Origin of the sequence: Raoultibacter timonensis, assembly GCF_900240215.1 — a bacterium.
Taxonomy (GTDB): Bacteria; Actinomycetota; Coriobacteriia; order Coriobacteriales; family Eggerthellaceae; genus Raoultibacter; species Raoultibacter timonensis.
This window is the reverse complement of the sequence record NZ_LT964679.1, coordinates 1,686,292-1,702,830: the sequence shown is the minus strand read 5'-3', so window position 1 is coordinate 1,702,830 and position 16,539 is coordinate 1,686,292. Positions and strand designations below refer to the sequence as shown.

Here is a 16,539-nt window from a genome sequence, read left to right as displayed (position 1 = left end):
TTCTTCACGAAATGCGGTTCTCGCTTTTTCGGCGGCCCGAAAAAGGCAATACTCTTATCGGTGGCGGCGGTTTGCGGTCGGCCGAGGCAGGCCCTGCTCCGTTGCCGCGCGGACAACGACAAACGAAGGAGCTGCGCTATGGAGACAACGAAAAAACGGGACTGGGGATTGGTCGTTGCGGGCATACTGCTCGTTTTATGCGGAATGTTCTTCGTGTTCGCCCCGGGTTTGACGCTGGTTACGATGACGGTGTTCGCGGGCGCGGCGTTCCTCGTTTCGGGTATTTTCGACATCGTTTCCTACATCCGCTTCAGGAAGGTGGCGAACATGTCGGGCTGGGCGCTCGCCTATGCCATCCTCGACATCGTCGTAGGCTTGATGTTTCTTATCCATCCGCTTGCGCTTGCGGCTGTCATCCCCTGGCTCATCGGGCTGTTCTTCATCATATTCGGCGTGTTCGAGATCGTCGGATCGTTTAAAATCAAGGGCACGGGTTCGAGCCTGTGGGGCTGGATGCTGTTTTCCGGCATCATCGGCGCTCTGTGCGGCGTGCTGTTCTTCGTGTTCCCCGCGAGCTTCGTCATCTACATGGCGGTGTTCGTGATCATGCGCGGCGTGTCTCTCGCGATCTACGGAGCGTCTTCGCGCACGATCGCGTAGCTAGACGTGTTCGGTGCGGGTGTCGCCGTGTTTCCGAACGGTGCCCGCATCGCCTTTCTGCGGGCCGTCCTTCCCCTTCCATCGGTATTGTGACTTCTTGTTTTCGGCCGGTGCTTTTTGCTGGCGAACCCGACGCTTTGGCCTACAATAAGTGCCCGAGGCCGTTGCGGCGCGCGTGCATCCATGCGCGTCGCCGACCCGTGTTCCGAAACCGACGAGAGCGAAGGCGAAGGCGCTATGGCAGACCCGAATACCGATAAGCTGTTCGAATCCGACGATCCCGAACAGGCTGCGGCCGATGCGAAGGATCGTATCGATGCGTTGAGGCGCGAGATCGAACATCATACCTATCTGTATTACGCGAAGGATGCCCCTGAGATATCCGATGCCGCCTTCGACTCGCTCATGCGCGAGCTGCGCGAGCTCGAAGCGGCCCATCCCGACTTCATCGACCCCTCGTCGCCAACCCAGCGCGTCGGCGGCTACGTGGGCGAGCAATTCGCTCCCGTTACCCACGAGCGGCGTATGTATTCGCTCGACAATGCAATGGATTTAGACGAGCTCGACGCATGGCTCGAGCGTGTGGTGGAGGCGTTCGGGCGTATGGTGCCGGTGGTGTGCGAGCTCAAGATAGACGGGTCGTCCATCGCGCTCACCTACGACGACGGCGTGCTCGTCCGCGCGGCTACGCGCGGCGACGGCACGACGGGCGAGGATGTGACGGTGAATATGCGCACCGTGCGCGACGTTCCTTTGCGCCTGCGCGAAGCCGCCATGGCCGGCCTCGTCGATGCGGAAGCGGCGATCGAGCTGCGCGGCGAGGTGTACATGCCGAAATCGAGCTTCGATTCCCTCAACGCGGCGGCCGTCGCGAACGGCAAGAGCGCGTTCGCCAACCCGCGCAACGCCGCCGCGGGGAGCCTCCGCCAGAAGGATGCGAAGGTCACGGCCGGACGCGACCTCTCGACGTTCATGTACGCAGTCGCCGACGAGGGCAAGCTTGCCGCAACGGGGCAATGGGAGCTGCTCGCATGGCTGCGCGAAGCGGGCTTCCACGTGAACCCCGATGTCAAGCGCTGCGAGAGCGCCGAGGAGGTCCACTCGTTCTGCGAGACCGCGCTCAAGCGGCGTGAAGAGCTGCCCTACGAGATCGACGGCGTGGTGGTGAAGGTCGATTCGTTCGCCATGCAGGAATCGATGGGCTATACCGCCCGCGCTCCCCGCTGGGCTATCGCCTACAAGTTCCCGCCCGAGGAAAAGACCACGCTTCTGCGCGATATCACCGTGCAGGTTGGTCGCACCGGTGCCTGTACGCCGGTCGCCGAACTCGAGGCCGTAGTGGTCGCCGGCTCCACGGTGGCGCGCGCGACGCTTCACAACATCGACGAGGTGCATCGCAAGGACGTGCGCATCGGCGATACGGTGATCGTGCGGAAGGCGGGCGATGTGATCCCCGAGGTGCTCGGCCCCGTGCTGAGCCTGCGCCCCGAGGGGGCCGAACCCTGGGAGATGCCCACCGTGTGCCCGAGCTGCGGCTCCCCGCTCGTGCGCGAAGAGGGGGAGGCGGCGTACCGCTGCATCTCCATCGACTGTCCCGCGCAATCGCTCGAACGCCTGCGCCATTGGGCGAGCCGCGGGGCCATGGACATCGAGGGCATGGGCGAGGAGATCATCTCGCGGTTGATAGAGAGCGGCCGCATCACCGACGTTGCCGATTACTACAGCCTCGACGAGGTCGAGCTAGCACTCCTCGACATGGGCAGGGTGAACAAGGACGGCGAGCCCATCAGGCTCGGATCGACCGTGGCGGCGAAGCTCGTGGCGGCCATCGAGGCGAGTAAATCACGCAGCTTCGCCCGCGTGCTGTTCGGTCTCGGCATACGCCATGTCGGAAAGACCACAGCCGAGTTCATCGTGGGCGCGTATCCGACGATCGATGCGCTCGAGCAGGCGAACGAGGAGGACCTGGCGGCCATCGACGGAGTCGGCCCCGTCATAGCGAAGAGCATCTGGACGTTTCTGCGCACACCCGACAACCTGGCGGTGATCGAGCGCTTGCGCAAGGCGGGCGTGAACCTCGAGGAGCATGCCGTTGCAGGCGAGGAATTGCCCCAGACGCTCGCCGGCCTCACGTTCGTGCTCACCGGCAGCCTCGTGAAAAGCGGTATGACGCGCGATGAGGCGGGTGCCGCCCTCAAGGCACGCGGGGCGAAGGTGTCGGGCAGCGTGTCGAAGAAGACGAGCTACGTGGTTGCCGGGGAAGCGGCGGGGTCGAAATACGACAAGGCCGTATCGCTCGGGGTGCCCGTACTCACCGAAGACGATCTGCTTGCCGTTATCGAGACGGGCGAGGTTCCCCCATCGGCATAGCGGGCGGGCTTCGAATGCGCCAGAGCGCCTCGAGGTGGCAGAATAACGAAGTTATTCGTCGCTCGAAGGCCTCGCGCAGGCCGCAAGACGCCGCAAGTCGCAGACCCGTTTCTCGGACTTCGCATCGACCCAGTTCAGCGAATCGGCGATAAACGGGCTGCAGAAGACCGTTCTGGGCGATGACGAATAGCTTCGTTATTCTGCCAAAAAAAACGGCATAACGCGTGCGCGGCGGTGAGATCGCGGCGGGGAATCGCACTTCCGGCTCCACGCTTCGGGCTGAACGGCTGAACGAGCGGTGGCCTGCGACTGCATCTCGTCAACCAGCGTGCAGTGTCCGGTCGGAACCGCTCCTGTCCGGGCGACGCCGTTCGCCTGAAAAAGTTACGGTTTTAAAATTCGTAACACCAAAGGATCCATTCTCTGGTATTCTGTGTTACGCAACAGTAATTCGTAACACTATGCTGATGAAAGGCGAATCGCGCAGAGGGCGATTGCACTCGTCAGCGTTTGAACGGAGGATGGGATATGGCGGTTTACACGCGTCGCACGTTCGTTAAACTGGCGGGTATCGCAGCGGCGGGCACGGCATTGGGCGGGGTTCTTTCGGCATGCGCATCGAACGACGGCGTGCCGACAGCGGATTCGCAGGGCGGCCAGGCAACCGACGCGGCTGCAGCCGATCAGGTGATCGTGGCGATGAATACCGGCAGCGAGCCCGCGGCGGGCTTCGATCCGTTCGTGTCCTGGGGCTGCGGCGAGCACGTTCACGAACCGCTCATCCAAAGCACGCTCATCACCACGAATACCGAGATGGAGTTCGTGAACGACCTTGCTACGTCCTACGAGATCAGCGACGACGGCCTTACGTGGACGTTCAAGGTTCGCGACGATGTCGAATTCAGCGACGGCGAGCCGCTGACGGCCGAAGACGTCGCTTTCACCATCAACGGCATCCGCACTGCCGATGCAGCCGAGGCGGATCTGAGCATGGTCGACGATGCCGTTGCGCTCGACGACACGACGGTCGAGCTCCACCTCAACAAGCCCTTCAATGCGCTGCTTTATACGCTTGCGGTTGTGGGCATCGTTCCTGCGCATGCGTACGGCGAGGGTTACGGCAGCAATCCGATCGGCAGCGGCCGCTACATGCTCGAGCAGTGGGATAAGGGTCAGCAGGTTATCCTCACGGCGAACCCTGGTTACTACGGCGATGCGCCGAAGATGAAGCGCGTGGTCGTCGTGTTCATGGAGGAGGACGCAGCGCTCGCTGCCGTGAATTCGGGTCAGGTCGACATCGCCTTCACCTCCGCTACGTACAGCGAACAGGCCATTGCCGGCTACGAGCTGCTCGCGTGCAAGACGGTCGACAGCCGCGGCATATCGCTTCCGACGATCGAGCCCGGTGCGACGAAGGAAGACGGCGGCACCGAATACGCTGCGGGCAATGCGGTAACGAGCGATCTGGCCATCAGGCGCGCCATCAACTATGCGGTCGATCGCGATGCGATGATCAAAAACGTGCTCAACGGCTACGGTACGCCCGCATACAGCGTTTCCGACAACATGCCCTGGTCTTCCGATGACATGAAGATCGCTACCGACCGGGAAAAAGCAAAGAGCCTGTTAGCCGATGCGGGGTGGGTTGCCGCTTCGGATGGTATCCTTGAGAAAGACGGTACGAGGGCGGCGTTCGACGTGTGGTATGCTTCGAACGATTCGGTGCGCCAGGCATTGGCGGCGGAATTCGCCAACCAGATGAAGGAGATAGGGATTGAGGTGTCGATCAAAGGAGGCAGTTGGGACGATCTGTATCCCAACCAGTTCTCGAGTCCCATCCTCTGGGGCTGGGGATCGAACTCGCCGACCGAGGTCTACGAGCTCAACTACTCGAGCGGGTGGGGCAATTATGCAAGCTATGAGAGCGAGACGGTCGATGGGTACCTTGACGAGGCGCTCGCCCAACCCGACATTGCGGATTCCTACGAATTCTGGCAGAAGGCCCAATGGGACGGCAACGAGGGCATAGCTCCGCAGGGTGCGGCCACGTGGGTGTGGCTCGCCGATGTGGATCACCTGTATTTCAAACGCGAAGGCCTGCACGTTGCCGACCAGAAGCCGCATCCGCACGGGCACGGGTGGTCGCTCGTGAACAATATCGACGAATGGAGTTGGGCGTAGTCCTTCCGACCGCCCGATATGCATGATGCCCCGGTTCATCCTTAAGCATATAGCGAAGTTCGTGCTGCTCATCATCGCGGTGAGCATGGTCACGTTCGTTCTCGTGAGCATATCGCCCATCGATCCGGTGCAGGCGAACGTAGGCCAGGCCGCCTACATCAACATGAGCGAGGCGAAGCGCGCCCAGCTCGCAGAGTACTGGGGCGTCAACACGCCCTTGTGGGAGCGCTACGCGAATTGGATCGGAGGTTTTTTCCAGGGGGACATGGGCACCTCGCTTCGCTACAATGCGCCCGTGGCCGATGTGATAGCAACGCGGTTCGTCAATTCAGCGGCTCTCATGGCGGTTGCCTGGGTGGTGTCGGGCGTGCTCGGGTTCGCGCTCGGCGTGGTGGCCGGAGTGTATCGGGGCAGGTTGGTCGACCGGATCGTCAAAGGGTACTGCTTTCTTTTGGCATCGACGCCGACGTTCTGGCTCGGGCTGGTGTTCCTCATCGTGTTCTCGGTGTGGCTCGGGTGGTTTCCGTTCGGATTCTCGGTGCCCATCGGGGTATCGGCTGCCGATGTGACTCTTGCCGACGCACTGCACCATCTGGTGCTCCCCGCGCTGACGCTCTCGGTGGTCGGCGTTGCCAACATCGCGCTCCATACGCGCGAGAAAACGATCGACGTGATGGGCAGCGAGTACTTNGCTCGATGTGGCGGCGCACGAAGCGGCGCGCCATGCGGCGGCCCACGTCCATCATGGCCACTCCCATGCCGCCACCTCGCATCATGCAGACGGGCATCATCTTTTGCAGGTGGAGGATCTTACGGTTTCGTTCTCGATGTACGATCCGGGCGCCCGTTCCTTTTTTGGAGCGGAGAAGGTCGAATCGCACGTGATCGAGCGTTTGAGCATATCGGTTCACGTGGGGGAGATCGTTGCGGTGGTGGGCGCGTCGGGATCGGGTAAGACGCTTCTCGCCGATGCAATCCTCGGCCTGTACGAGCCGAATGCTTCCGTGAGCGGGCGCATCTGGTTCGACGGCGTACTGCAGGATGCCGAATCGCTTGCCGCGCTGCGCGGCAACGGCATCTCGCTTGTTCCCCAAAGCGTCAACCACCTCGATCCGCTCATGAAGGTCGGCCGACAGGTATGCGGGTTCACCGGAGATACCGAGGCACGCGAGGCCGAGCGGAACCGGCTCTTCGCCCGATACGGCCTCGACGACGCCGTTTGCGATCTCTACCCGTTCGAACTTTCGGGCGGTATGGCCCGTCGCGTATTGCTGACGTGCGCGCTCATCGAGAATCCGAAGCTCATCGTTGCCGACGAGCCGACCCCTGGCCTCGATCTTGATCTGGCGGTCGCGGCGCTCGACGACTTCAGGGCTTTCGCCGACCAGGGGGGCGGGGTTCTGCTCATAACGCACGACATCGAGTTGGCGCTCTCCGTCGCCGATCGCGTGGCCGTGTTCAAAGACGGAACGGTGGTCGAGGAGACGGCGGTTGCCAATTTCGCCTCGCCCGACACGCTCGCGCACCCCTTCAGCAGGGCGCTGTGGCACGCGCTTCCCGAGCATGGATTCGAGGTGNGGTTGCTTGCCGCCGGGGCTTCGTCGGTTATCGCGCTGGCGCTCGGCGCGGCGGCGGCGCTGGGAGGCAAGAAGGTCGATGCTGCCGTTACCTGGCTCATCGACCTTATGATGGGCGTGCCGCACATCGTGCTGCTCATCCTCATATCGTTTGCGATCGGCAAGGGCTTTTGGGGTGTGACCATCGGCGTCGCGCTCACCCATTGGCCGAGCCTCGCCCGCGTGGTGCGCGCCGAGATCCTCCAATGCAGGGAATCGACGTTCATCGAGGTGGCGCGCAAGCTCGGAAAGAGCCGCACGAGCATCGCCGTGCATCACATGCTTCCCTATGTGCTGCCTCAGTTCATCGTGGGCCTCATCCTTCTGTTTCCCCATGCGATCCTGCACGAGGCCGCCATTACGTTTCTGGGCTTCGGCCTGCCGCCCGAGCAGCCCGCCATCGGTGTGATCCTGAGCGAATCGATGGGCTATCTTTCGGCTGGCATGTGGTGGCTTGCGGTGTTTCCCGGACTCGCCCTCATCGCAACCGTGCTGCTCTTCGATGCGGCGGGTTCGAATCTGCGCAGGCTCATCGATCCGCACAGCTCGCAGGATTGAGGGTTGGCTATGGCTGGCGAGTACGAAGGGAAAACGGTGACGATGGCGGAATCGGACAAGGCGATCGGGCAGGGGACAGCGAGCGTTTCGGCATGCGAGCCGCTCGATGTGGCGGCGCACGAAGCGGCGCGCCATGCGGCGGCNATCCGCGCATGCGCCTCGGGCGCACGCTCGCCGAAGCCGGACCGGTCGATCGGGCGCTCGTGGACGGTCTCGGCATCAGGGACGAGTGGATGGACCGCTTTCCCCATGAGCTTTCCGGGGGGGAGCTGCAGCGTTTCTGCATCGCGCGAGCGCTTGCGGCAGAGCCCCGGTTCGTAATCGCCGACGAGATGTCGACGATGCTCGATGCGCTGACGCAGGCGCAGATATGGCGCTTCCTCATGGATGAGGTCGAACGGCGCGAGGTGGGCCTCGTGTTCGTGTCCCACTCCCCGGCGCTCACCGAGCGCATCGCGACGGATATCGTCGAATTGTAGGCGCAAGCGGCTCCGCTATCCGCAGCTCTATCGATGCGGGCGGTGCCTGATGCCGGCAGGCCTTATTGCGCGGTGGTGATCCATCGGGCTTTTCTCGGTGCAACGATGCCGAAGTGCTGTTCGAGCAGCGCATGGAACTCGTCTTCCGAACCGATGATCCGCTGCTCTTTGACGCCTCGCCCCGTTCGCACGAATCGGTCGGCGGTGACAGACACGCTGCCTTCCCCGGTTCTCCGATTGATCATGCGCTGCTGCGTGAAGATGGAGTTGGGGTGCGTCGAGCAGTACAGCGAGAGGGCGACGAAATCCACTTCGTGCTGCACTGCGTCCATGAAGGCGAGCACGGGCTCGCGCTTCGGCTCGGCCGACGAACCGCTTGCGGCCGCCCCATCCGAGGATGCGCGCCCGCAGTAAAGGATGCGCCACCACGGGCTTTCCATGCGCTCGATGCGGAAAGTCTGCCCGCACGACGAGATTTCGGCGCCGTCCTCGAGCGGTAGAGCGCAGGCGGGCATGGGGCCGCCGTATCCGACGTCGCAGAACACCCGCTCTTCCCCGACAGCGACGATGGTGCCGCGGTGGGCGACGGGTTGGATGTATCCCCTGTCCTTGAGGCTGCGGGCAAAACACGGCGCAACGGCGAAGCCCGCATCGGCGAGCAGCGCGGTGAACAGCGCATTGAGTTCGAAGCAGTAGCCGCCTCGTCTGCCGAGGACGATCTTTTCGAACAGGTCGCCGATGCCGAGCGAGATCGGCGTTCGGTAGTCGCACGCATCGAGGTTCTCGAACGGGATGGCGCATTGGTGGGCGTAGACGATGCGATCGAGGCCTTCCCGATCGGGCGAAAGCCCGCAACGATCGATTCCCAGGCGGTTCCAGTAGCGCGCGGGGTCGGGCAGCGGCTCGTAGAGCTCTTCGAACACGGCATCCTCCTTGCTTGCGGCTTTCGTGCCCAGGCTGTTCGAGCACGGCGTTCGCCGTCGGTTTCACTGCACCGATTCTAGGGCGCAGGATCGGCGGCCGCATCGCCCCAGCAGAGCCATTCTGGGCCATCATCAGCGGTGACGGTCGGTTTTCCCGGACAGGCGCGCGCGGAGGTCATACCGGCGTGGCGATAAAAATCGGCTCGGCCTAGTACGCAGGGTTCGAGGCGGGCCCGCGCGTGCTCGTTAGACTTGGTGCATCCGTTGCATATCGAGGACCGTACGGCGTTGCGAGCCGATCGCAGGCTCGTGGATCGGCTGTTCGGCGAGAAGGGGGTTTTCATGCCAGACACGACTACCGAGTACATCAAGAGCAGGCGGCTGCTCTACCTTGCCCTGTCGACCGCCGCGCTTTTGTTTCTCGGGTTGATCTACGCGTTTTCCATGTTCTCAGCGCCCATGAGCGCCGCATTCGGGCTCGACAAGGCCGCCGTGGGCCTCACGTTCAACATCATGATGATTACGTTCTGCTTCGGTGCGATCGCCGGATCGCAAATCGAGAAATCGGTGGGTACGAGGGGCGCCCTGTTCGTATCGGCCCTGCTGTTCCTCTGCGGGTTCGCCGGAACGGGGCTTTTCGGAAACGGAAACATCGCGGTCGTGTACGCATGCTACGGGGTGCTCGGCGGACTCGGCGTGGGCGTGGGGTACAACTGCATCGTTGCAACGACGAACATCTGGTTTCCCGACAAGGTGGGATTCTCATCGGGCGTGCTCATGATGGGGTTCGGCCTGGGTTCTCTTATCCTGGGAACCTTGTCGGTGAACCTCGTTCCGACATTCGGCCTAAGCAGCGTGTTCGCTGCCATCGGCGTTGTTACGTGCGTCGTGGTAGTCGCGCTCGCGCTGCTGCTTAGGCGTCCGCCCGCCGATATCGTTTCGCGCATGGCCCCCGAAAAGGCCACCGGTACCGGTTTCGATCCGGGCGAGCAGGACGCGGCGCTCAAAACCCCGACGTTCTACGTGTACTGGATCTGGGCCATCATCGTGATCGCCATCGGGCTTGCCACCATCGGCAACTGCGCCTCGGATGCGCAGGCGGTCGGACTCGACGCCGGGTTCGCCACGCTGCTCGTCGGTCTCGTATCGACCTGCAACGGCCTTGCCCGCGTCGTCATCGGGCTCATTTACGATAAAACCAACGTGAAGGTTACCATGCTCGTCGACGGCTTCATCGCCGTTGCGGCTTGTGCGTGCATCATCGGCGCGTTCACGACGGGTGTCGCGGCTCTGTACGTAGTGGGAGCGTTCTGCTGCGGGTTCTGCTACGGCGGTGTGCCTGTGGTCGCTTCGGCGTTCGCCCGCCAGCGTTTCGGGGCGAAGAGCTATCCGCTCAACCTCTCTCTCGCGAACTTCGCCATCATGTTCGGTTCTCTTTTGAACATCGTGATCCAAGCGGCGGTGGGCGGCGCCGATAACCGCCTTGCGGTGTTTGCGGTCATGGGGGCTCTTTCGCTTGTGGCGGCGTTCGACGTGCTGCCGTTCTCGAAGCTCTGGAACAAAGATATGCGCATGCTCGACGAGCGTAGGCGCAGCGTCGAAGCCGACGGTGCTTAAGCCATGGGCGGCGGAAAGCGGAGCGCCCGGAAAAGCGCAGCGCTCGAAGAGATCGGCTCCCTCAGGGGGAAGCGGCGGGCCGACATCGTCAAGTGCGCGTTCGCGGTCATGGTGGTCATCGTGGTTATCGCAGGCAAGCCCTTGCTCGAATCGATGGGGGTCATTCCGGCGGGAAACATGGTGACGGCGGCTGCTCTGTTTTTGACAGCCGTGGTTCTGGCGGTGTTCGCCGGATCCGCGAGTGCCGATTACGCGAAAAGCGGGCGGCGCATCGACGAGCTCTGCGCGAAGCACGCGATTACGAAAGAGGACATCCGGGCTTACGAGCGCTTGTAGGCTCGGGCGGTATCCGGGCATTCGGCTTTGCACGCTTGCGATCGGGTGCCTGCGAAGGCGCTGGGCGCACGCCTGCTGCTTGGCTGCGTCCAACGCCCGATTCGCGTTCGCTACGGGTGCCGGTTCTGGCCGAACGATCCTCGCAGCGGATCCGGGCGGGCCGTCTCGTCGGCCGTTTCCTCGACCATGAGGAGCAGCTCCTGCTGGTTGTGTATGTTGAGTTTGCGATAGATGTGCCCGATATGGGTTTTCGCCGTGCTCTTCGATATGCAGAGCTTGTCTTGGATGTAGGCGGCGTTGTAGCCCTTGGCCAGCAAGAACATCACTTCCGTTTCGCGCCGTGAGAGCAGGTACCGATCGGCGATCGTCTCGCACTGCGCTCTGAAGCGTCCGCTTTTGCGGGCGTTGTCGGCATCCCCCGCAGCCATCCGCACCGAGACGTCCGGCTTTGCGGCTTCGTGCGCTCCCGCATTCCCGATTCCCGCTCGCGCGGGCGCTGGCGGCCCGAACCCGTCATGGGTGCTGCGCGGCGCCGTGGCGGGCGCTTCCGCCTGTTGTAAGCTCCCTTGCGAAAGAGCCTGGTCGCGGTACATGCGCCCCGAAGCCTTGAGAGGTGCGGGCGGGACGTGCCGAACGGTGTCGCTTGACACCGCATCCCTCGCGCCTGGCAATGCGGCGTTCGGGCGCGCGTCGCTTGCGGTCGGCGCAGGATCGGCATCGTCCGGCGAAGCGCCCGCCCCGTGTGGCCCCTTTGCAGCGAGCTCGGCCTGGCGGTTGAACGAGGCGATGGCGGGATAGCCTTCCGGTTCCGGCTGGATGACGATGCGCTTGATGTCGCGCACGCGCGGCAGGAGCGCGTAGGCCATCACCATGACGAACATGATGAGCACGGCACCCCCCGCTTCGCCGAACGGTGTGAGGGAGGACAGGATCGAGGGATCGGCAACGGAAAGCGACCCGGCAAGCGAGCCGAGCGCCAAGCAGCCCCGCCCGATGCCGAACACGAAGATGGGGGAGAGGCGGAACTCCTGCGACATCTCGCCGAAGAAAACCCACATGAGCGCTTCGAAGCACATGTAGCCGGTTAAGAGCACGAGCGGTTCGAGCACCGAGCTTCCCAGCGAGAGCGTGGGCAGGAAGAACAGCGTGACTGCGATGAACGGGATGAGCGGGCGAAACAGGAAATCCCAATGGCTGCGCTTGTCGAGGCAGAACGAGGTGACGAGCAGCAGCACGGTTGCCGCACCTCCGGCGAACAGGGCGAGCAGCTGTGTGGTCAGATCGGATGACGGCAGGATGATCTGCGTGGATATGGAGCGCAGCGCCCCAAGGGCGAACCCGAACAAAAGCGTTGGGAGCGCGAGCCTGATCGAAAACGGCATTTTGCGAACGGGCAGGGGGTTGAAGATGGGAATTGCGTGGCGCACTGCGTAACTGACCGGGGTAAGCCGCCACAGGAGGGGAAGCTCGAGCAACGGCAGGCAGCCGGTGAGGATGCCTGAGAACGGCGGCGGGATGATGTGGAGCACGCACGAGTAGAGGGCGATGGCGATCACGATGGCCACGGCGGTGTTCATGACGATGGTCGCAGCGCCGTGCCGCGAGAATGCGATACCCCAGAACAGCAGCAGCAGCGCCGATCCGATGCCGGTCGATACCCCTGCGAATAGCGTAGCCGCAAAGCCGAGCACCCCCGGCACGTTGACGGCGAACACGGCGAACGTGCCGATGGCGGTGAACGCAGCCGCACCGATGATGGCGCGCTTCGCGGTATAGAACTTCAGCAGCTTCTGGTCGGTTGCCGCGGCGAACAGAAGCGATAGTCCGAACACCACGATGGAGATGAGGAAGACGAGCGATATGGACGATTCTGCGTAGGAGCCGAGGGCTTGGGGTGCATGGAAGATGGTCGTCGTACCGAACATCGCGGTGTAGATCCAAGCTTGGTGGATGCCGAACCCAAGTGCGAGGATGTTCAGCTCGCCTTGCGTTCCCGTGCCCCGATCGTCATCTACCGTGATACTGATTCGCGGAAACGTAATGGCCATGAATGAAACCTCGCTTTTCCCCAATTGACGCGGTCATGTGATCGCTCAGCGCTGCTCGGTTGGCGTTCGGTCCTTTGCGCTTCGAGCCTGCTTGCGTGTTGTTTCGATTGCCCATAAACCATTGGTGGTCATCATAGACGGAACCCCCTCCCTATTCAAATAACGATAAACCAACAAATAAGCCTATCATCAGGAAAAACAATGATCATCCTGCTGTGAGATCGATGAAAATCAACCTCTCGGGCCGATGGGTTTTCCTGCGAAAACGCATTTTTACCGCTTCTCGGCATAGGGCGTCGTTGTTTTGCTTCCCGGGTCTCGGTACCGTTTTTTTTTCGCCGCGACCGACCGCCTTTGCCCAGCTGTTTTGGCGCAGCTTTCATAAATCGATCCCTGGGGCCGATGATGGGGCTCTAAAGCGTCCCCATGAGACGATGACCGCCTAATCTGTGTTCCGTACCCTTCGATGTGCTGATTCTTTCGCCGCGGATCGATTGCCTTTTCAGGCGCGCGAAAGAACGACGAGGCCTGACAGACAAGAATCGTGGAAGGAGGACGCGCGCAGTCGTTTCTTCTGGGCGATGCGCGATGTTGCGGGTTGCGAGAGCCGTTTCGGCGGCGATCGAAACTACGGAAGCATCCGTTATTTCGGTTCGATGGTTCGCGAAATACTGAGGCGTCCGTAATTTCCCGTTACCGTGCGCGGGACTCGGTCTTGCCATTGCGCTTAATAGGGATTTCAAACCGAAGGGAGGCCCTTGCCCGTTTGGCGGCAAGCGCTCACCATAACGAATTCACATTGAGGGGAGGAACTGATGGATAAAAAAGAGTTTACGATCTCCGAGGTCATTGACTCTATTGGCATCAGCTCACACACATGGATCGTCTTCGTGCTTCTGGCGTTCGCTATGATTTTCGACGGATACGATTTCATGATCGTCAACTCGACCAACCTGTTCGTGGCCCACACGTTTTGGCCCGACAACGCGAACCCCGGCGCTCTCATGGGTTCGCTCACCACGTGGGGCCTGCTCGGTATGGTTATCGGCGGTGCCGTGGGCGGCATCATGTCTGACAAGCTCGGCCGCAAAAAGACGCTCATCGCGGCCGTTATGTTCTACGGCTTGTTCACGCTGCCGCAGGCGTTCGCGAACGACCTTGCGTTCTTCGCCGCATTCCGTCTGATCGCCGGATTCGGCGTCGGCTCGTGCATCCCCGTGGTAACGACGGTGTTTTCCGAAAGCATGCCCTCCAAGCAGCGCGGCGTGTTCGTGACGTTCGGCATGGCGTTCATGGTCGTCGGCTGGGTGCTCGCGGGGCTTATCGCGAACCCCATCTGCAACGCTACGACGCCGCTGCTCGGCGAGTTCACGAATCAGGTTACCTACATGACCGCAGACGGCGGCACGGCAACCATGTTCGCGAACTGGCGTCTGTGCTACCTGATCGGCGGCATTCCGCTCATCTACGGCATCGTCCTCATCTTCACGATGCACGAAACGCCCCACTGGTACGCCAACTCCGGTAACAAGGCAAAGGCGTGCGAGCGTCTCACGCAGATCGAGCAAGCCACGCGCCACACTTCGCATACCTACGATCCCAACCTGCTCATCGTACCGCCCAAGCCCGCAAAGACCGGTCCGGCGGTTCTGTTCTCAAGCAAGTTCATCGTAGCGACATGTGCCATCTGGGCCGCGTACTTCGTCGGGCAGTTCTGCGTATACGGTATGAACGCCTGGATTCCCACGTGGTTCGTGGGCCTCGGCTACTCGGCGACGGACAGCGTCGCTCTCCAGACCTGGAATAACGTGGCGGCTATCGCATCGAACATCGTGGTCGGCTTCGTGTCTGACAAAGTGGGCCGCAAGCGCAACCTCGCGTTCTCGTGGCTGTTCTGCATCGTGGCCATCATCCTGTGCTCCATCTTCGTCGCCCCGAACAACATGATGCTCTGCATCGCGCTCATGCTGCTGTTCGGCTTCGCGCTGAACTACGCCATCACGGCCGTTCAGCCGCTCATGCCCGAAAGCTATCCGACGGCTATCCGCAACACCGGCACGTCGTGGTGTCAGGCGTTCGCCCGTTTCGGCGGCTCTGCCTCGTCGATCGTGCTCGGCGGCATCGCGGGCATGGCGTTCTTCCAGACGGCGGCAGGCACGACCAACTGGAGCACCGTCGTGCTCGTGCTCATCATCCCGTTCGCGCTCGGCTTCGTCTGCACGGTGCTGTTCGTAACGGAGACGGCCGGCAAATCGATGGATCAGCTTGCAGCCGAGGAAGAGAAGCTCGGCGCTTCCGAGAGCGATGGAAACGTACGGTTTATCGCGATGCTCGTCATCGTGGCCATCCTGGCGGTGCTGTGCATCGTCTGTCCGCTCGTCGTCGACAATTGGTCGAAGCAGCCCTATGCATTGCCTCTGATGGCAATCGGCCTGTTGTTGCCGTTCGCGTACTTTTTCGTCTTCGGCGGAAAGCAGCTCGCTAAGAACAAGAAACTGCGCGCATAGCATTCGCGCCTTAAGCCGCACGCAAGCGCAGAAGAGCCCCCGACGATCGGGGGCTCTTCTGCGCGCGGCTCGGTTGGCGCGATCGGGAACGACGGTTTATGGTCGGACAGCGTCTTCGGCAAGCAGCTGCTCGTAGGTTTTCCCCTTGCCTGCGGTAAGCCATCGTTTCGCTTTCGCGAGCTTGGACGCTCTCGGATCTTCGACGCCCTCGCTCAGGCCTCGGTATTCTTCCTTGATGCCCATTGCGATCACGGTCGCGACGGCTATGCGCAGCTTTGCCACGTCTTTTGCCCGTATTTCGAAGCAATCGCCGTGGCCCTTGAATGGGACAACGCGTACATGCACGTCTTTTTCCTGGTTGTCCTCGTTTATGAAAAAAAGCGGCGGCTCGCTGAGCGTGCCGCCGATCTGCCAGCGCATCCCGTTCACGTAGTAGTCTTGGAATATGCGGCGCGTATGAAAGACGTACTCCCAGCGCTCCAGCTTCAGATAGTACGTAAGCGCCTTGGCGTCGGGCTTTATCGCGCCCATCTCGCCGCCCATGCGTCCGAAAACGGACACGCTATCGCGCTCGCTCTGCCATGCCCCTTTGATCCTTAAGAATAAATCGCCATCGGCGTACCACACGTCGAAATCATTGTGACGTGCAAGTGCGTCAACGGGCATATACGCTTTGTTGTTCTTCACCGAACCCCCTGAGAATGCGGTTTGACGTTGGCGGGATTATAGCGCATCGGGCTCGCAACGGCAGGGCAAGCGCTTATGTGAATTAACGATCTACCAGGCACGACGAAAGACACCAACCTCAAAGGTCGAGGAAAATCAACCCATGGGGCCGATGGATCGGGCGATAAAAACGTCCTCGTGATTCGATGCGGCAACCCGTGCGGTCCGTAAGCTGTGAATCGCCAGCTTCTTTTTAACCCGCCCGCTTCCCTAAACGCAATCGTGCGGGCGAGCGACAACATCGAAGGTCTCAGGCCGCCGCCCTGTGCGGCTGCATGCGACCGAGCAAGCGAGAGAGAGGTTTTCTATGTGCTTCAGACCAGCAGATGCAAGCGCCGGCTCCGGCGTGAACAAGTGCCCCGAATGCGGCAAGACCATCCAGTCGATGGGTGGCGTCACGCTTAAGAGCTGCCCCTTCTGCAAATGCGATTTCACGCCGTACCTCGATGGTACGAAACCGCTGCCGAACGCGGCGCCGAGCGCACCCGGGGCTCCCGGCGCACCGAAAGCGCCCGGAG

The 16,539-nt window shown here is 61.9% G+C and carries 13 protein-coding genes; 10 read left to right on the top strand and 3 right to left on the bottom strand.

What is annotated here, in order from left to right; genetic code table 11:
* The first annotated feature begins 138 nt into the window (after positions 1–138).
* From C1722_RS07590 to C1722_RS07565, 6 genes are all read left to right on the top strand, one after another.
* Positions 139–660, top strand: coding sequence for an HdeD family acid-resistance protein (locus C1722_RS07590; protein ID WP_102378696.1), 522 nt, complete (start codon positions 139–141; stop codon positions 658–660).
* A 237-nt stretch (positions 661–897) separates the two neighbouring features.
* The gene (gene ligA / locus C1722_RS07585) at positions 898–3,030 is read left to right on the top strand and encodes an NAD-dependent DNA ligase LigA (RefSeq protein WP_102379577.1); all 2,133 of its coding nucleotides are present in this window, start codon (positions 898–900) and stop codon (positions 3,028–3,030) included.
* A gap of 528 nt (positions 3,031–3,558) precedes the next feature.
* On the top strand, positions 3,559–5,211 hold the full coding sequence (locus C1722_RS07580) for an ABC transporter substrate-binding protein (protein WP_102378695.1): 1,653 nt from the start codon (positions 3,559–3,561) through the stop codon (positions 5,209–5,211).
* Positions 5,212–5,233: 22 nt separating this feature from the next.
* The gene (locus tag C1722_RS07575) at positions 5,234–6,166 is read left to right on the top strand and encodes an ABC transporter permease (protein WP_342352760.1); all 933 of its coding nucleotides are present in this window, start codon (positions 5,234–5,236) and stop codon (positions 6,164–6,166) included.
* Positions 6,093–7,385, top strand: coding sequence for an ABC transporter permease subunit (locus C1722_RS07570; protein ID WP_244902482.1), 1,293 nt, complete (start codon positions 6,093–6,095; stop codon positions 7,383–7,385). The genes C1722_RS07575 and C1722_RS07570 overlap by 74 nt, the downstream gene beginning before the upstream one ends.
* A 152-nt stretch (positions 7,386–7,537) precedes the next feature.
* On the top strand, positions 7,538–7,864 hold the full coding sequence (locus C1722_RS07565; protein ID WP_244902481.1) for an ATP-binding cassette domain-containing protein: 327 nt from the start codon (positions 7,538–7,540) through the stop codon (positions 7,862–7,864).
* A gap of 62 nt (positions 7,865–7,926) precedes the next feature.
* On the opposite strand, the gene C1722_RS07560 is transcribed toward C1722_RS07565, so the two are convergent.
* Positions 7,927–8,787 (bottom strand): arylamine N-acetyltransferase family protein, encoded by an 861-nt coding sequence (locus C1722_RS07560; RefSeq protein ID WP_180995081.1) that lies wholly within the window; start codon positions 8,785–8,787, stop codon positions 7,927–7,929.
* 342 nt (positions 8,788–9,129) lie between these two features.
* On the opposite strand from C1722_RS07560, the gene C1722_RS07555 reads away from it, so the two are divergent.
* Together C1722_RS07555 and C1722_RS07550 are read left to right on the top strand one after the other, a co-directional pair.
* The gene (locus C1722_RS07555; protein ID WP_146040620.1) at positions 9,130–10,404 is read left to right on the top strand and encodes an MFS transporter; all 1,275 of its coding nucleotides are present in this window, start codon (positions 9,130–9,132) and stop codon (positions 10,402–10,404) included.
* Between the two features lie 3 nt (positions 10,405–10,407).
* Positions 10,408–10,740, top strand: coding sequence for a hypothetical protein (locus C1722_RS07550; RefSeq protein WP_102378690.1), 333 nt, complete (start codon positions 10,408–10,410; stop codon positions 10,738–10,740).
* Positions 10,741–10,850: 110 nt separating this feature from the next.
* Here C1722_RS07550 and C1722_RS07545 read toward each other — a convergent pair whose 3' ends face one another.
* On the bottom strand, positions 10,851–12,788 hold the full coding sequence (locus C1722_RS07545) for a LuxR C-terminal-related transcriptional regulator (RefSeq protein WP_244902480.1): 1,938 nt from the start codon (positions 12,786–12,788) through the stop codon (positions 10,851–10,853).
* Between the two features lie 815 nt (positions 12,789–13,603).
* On the opposite strand from C1722_RS07545, the gene C1722_RS07540 reads away from it, so the two are divergent.
* Positions 13,604–15,295, top strand: a complete 1,692-nt coding sequence (locus C1722_RS07540; RefSeq protein ID WP_102378689.1) for an MFS transporter — start codon at positions 13,604–13,606, stop codon at positions 15,293–15,295.
* 96 nt (positions 15,296–15,391) lie between these two features.
* On the opposite strand, the gene C1722_RS07535 is transcribed toward C1722_RS07540, so the two are convergent.
* On the bottom strand, positions 15,392–15,982 hold the full coding sequence (locus C1722_RS07535; protein WP_102378688.1) for a hypothetical protein: 591 nt from the start codon (positions 15,980–15,982) through the stop codon (positions 15,392–15,394).
* Between the two features lie 346 nt (positions 15,983–16,328).
* Between C1722_RS07535 and C1722_RS16940 the strand changes: the two genes are divergently transcribed.
* Positions 16,329–16,539: hypothetical protein (locus C1722_RS16940; RefSeq protein WP_102378687.1), on the top strand; the 211-nt coding region annotated here is incomplete at its 3' end.

Coding starts and splice junctions, on each gene's coding strand:
- C1722_RS07590 (WP_102378696.1), top strand. CDS start 139: ATGGAGACAACGAAAAAACGGGACTGGGGATTGGTCGTTGCGGGCATA.
- ligA (WP_102379577.1), top strand. CDS start 898: ATGGCAGACCCGAATACCGATAAGCTGTTCGAATCCGACGATCCCGAA.
- C1722_RS07580 (WP_102378695.1), top strand. CDS start 3,559: ATGGCGGTTTACACGCGTCGCACGTTCGTTAAACTGGCGGGTATCGCA.
- C1722_RS07565 (WP_244902481.1), top strand. CDS start 7,538: ATGCGCCTCGGGCGCACGCTCGCCGAAGCCGGACCGGTCGATCGGGCG.
- C1722_RS07555 (WP_146040620.1), top strand. CDS start 9,130: ATGCCAGACACGACTACCGAGTACATCAAGAGCAGGCGGCTGCTCTAC.
- C1722_RS07550 (WP_102378690.1), top strand. CDS start 10,408: ATGGGCGGCGGAAAGCGGAGCGCCCGGAAAAGCGCAGCGCTCGAAGAG.
- C1722_RS07545 (WP_244902480.1), bottom strand. CDS start 12,788: ATGGCCATTACGTTTCCGCGAATCAGTATCACGGTAGATGACGATCGG.
- C1722_RS07540 (WP_102378689.1), top strand. CDS start 13,604: ATGGATAAAAAAGAGTTTACGATCTCCGAGGTCATTGACTCTATTGGC.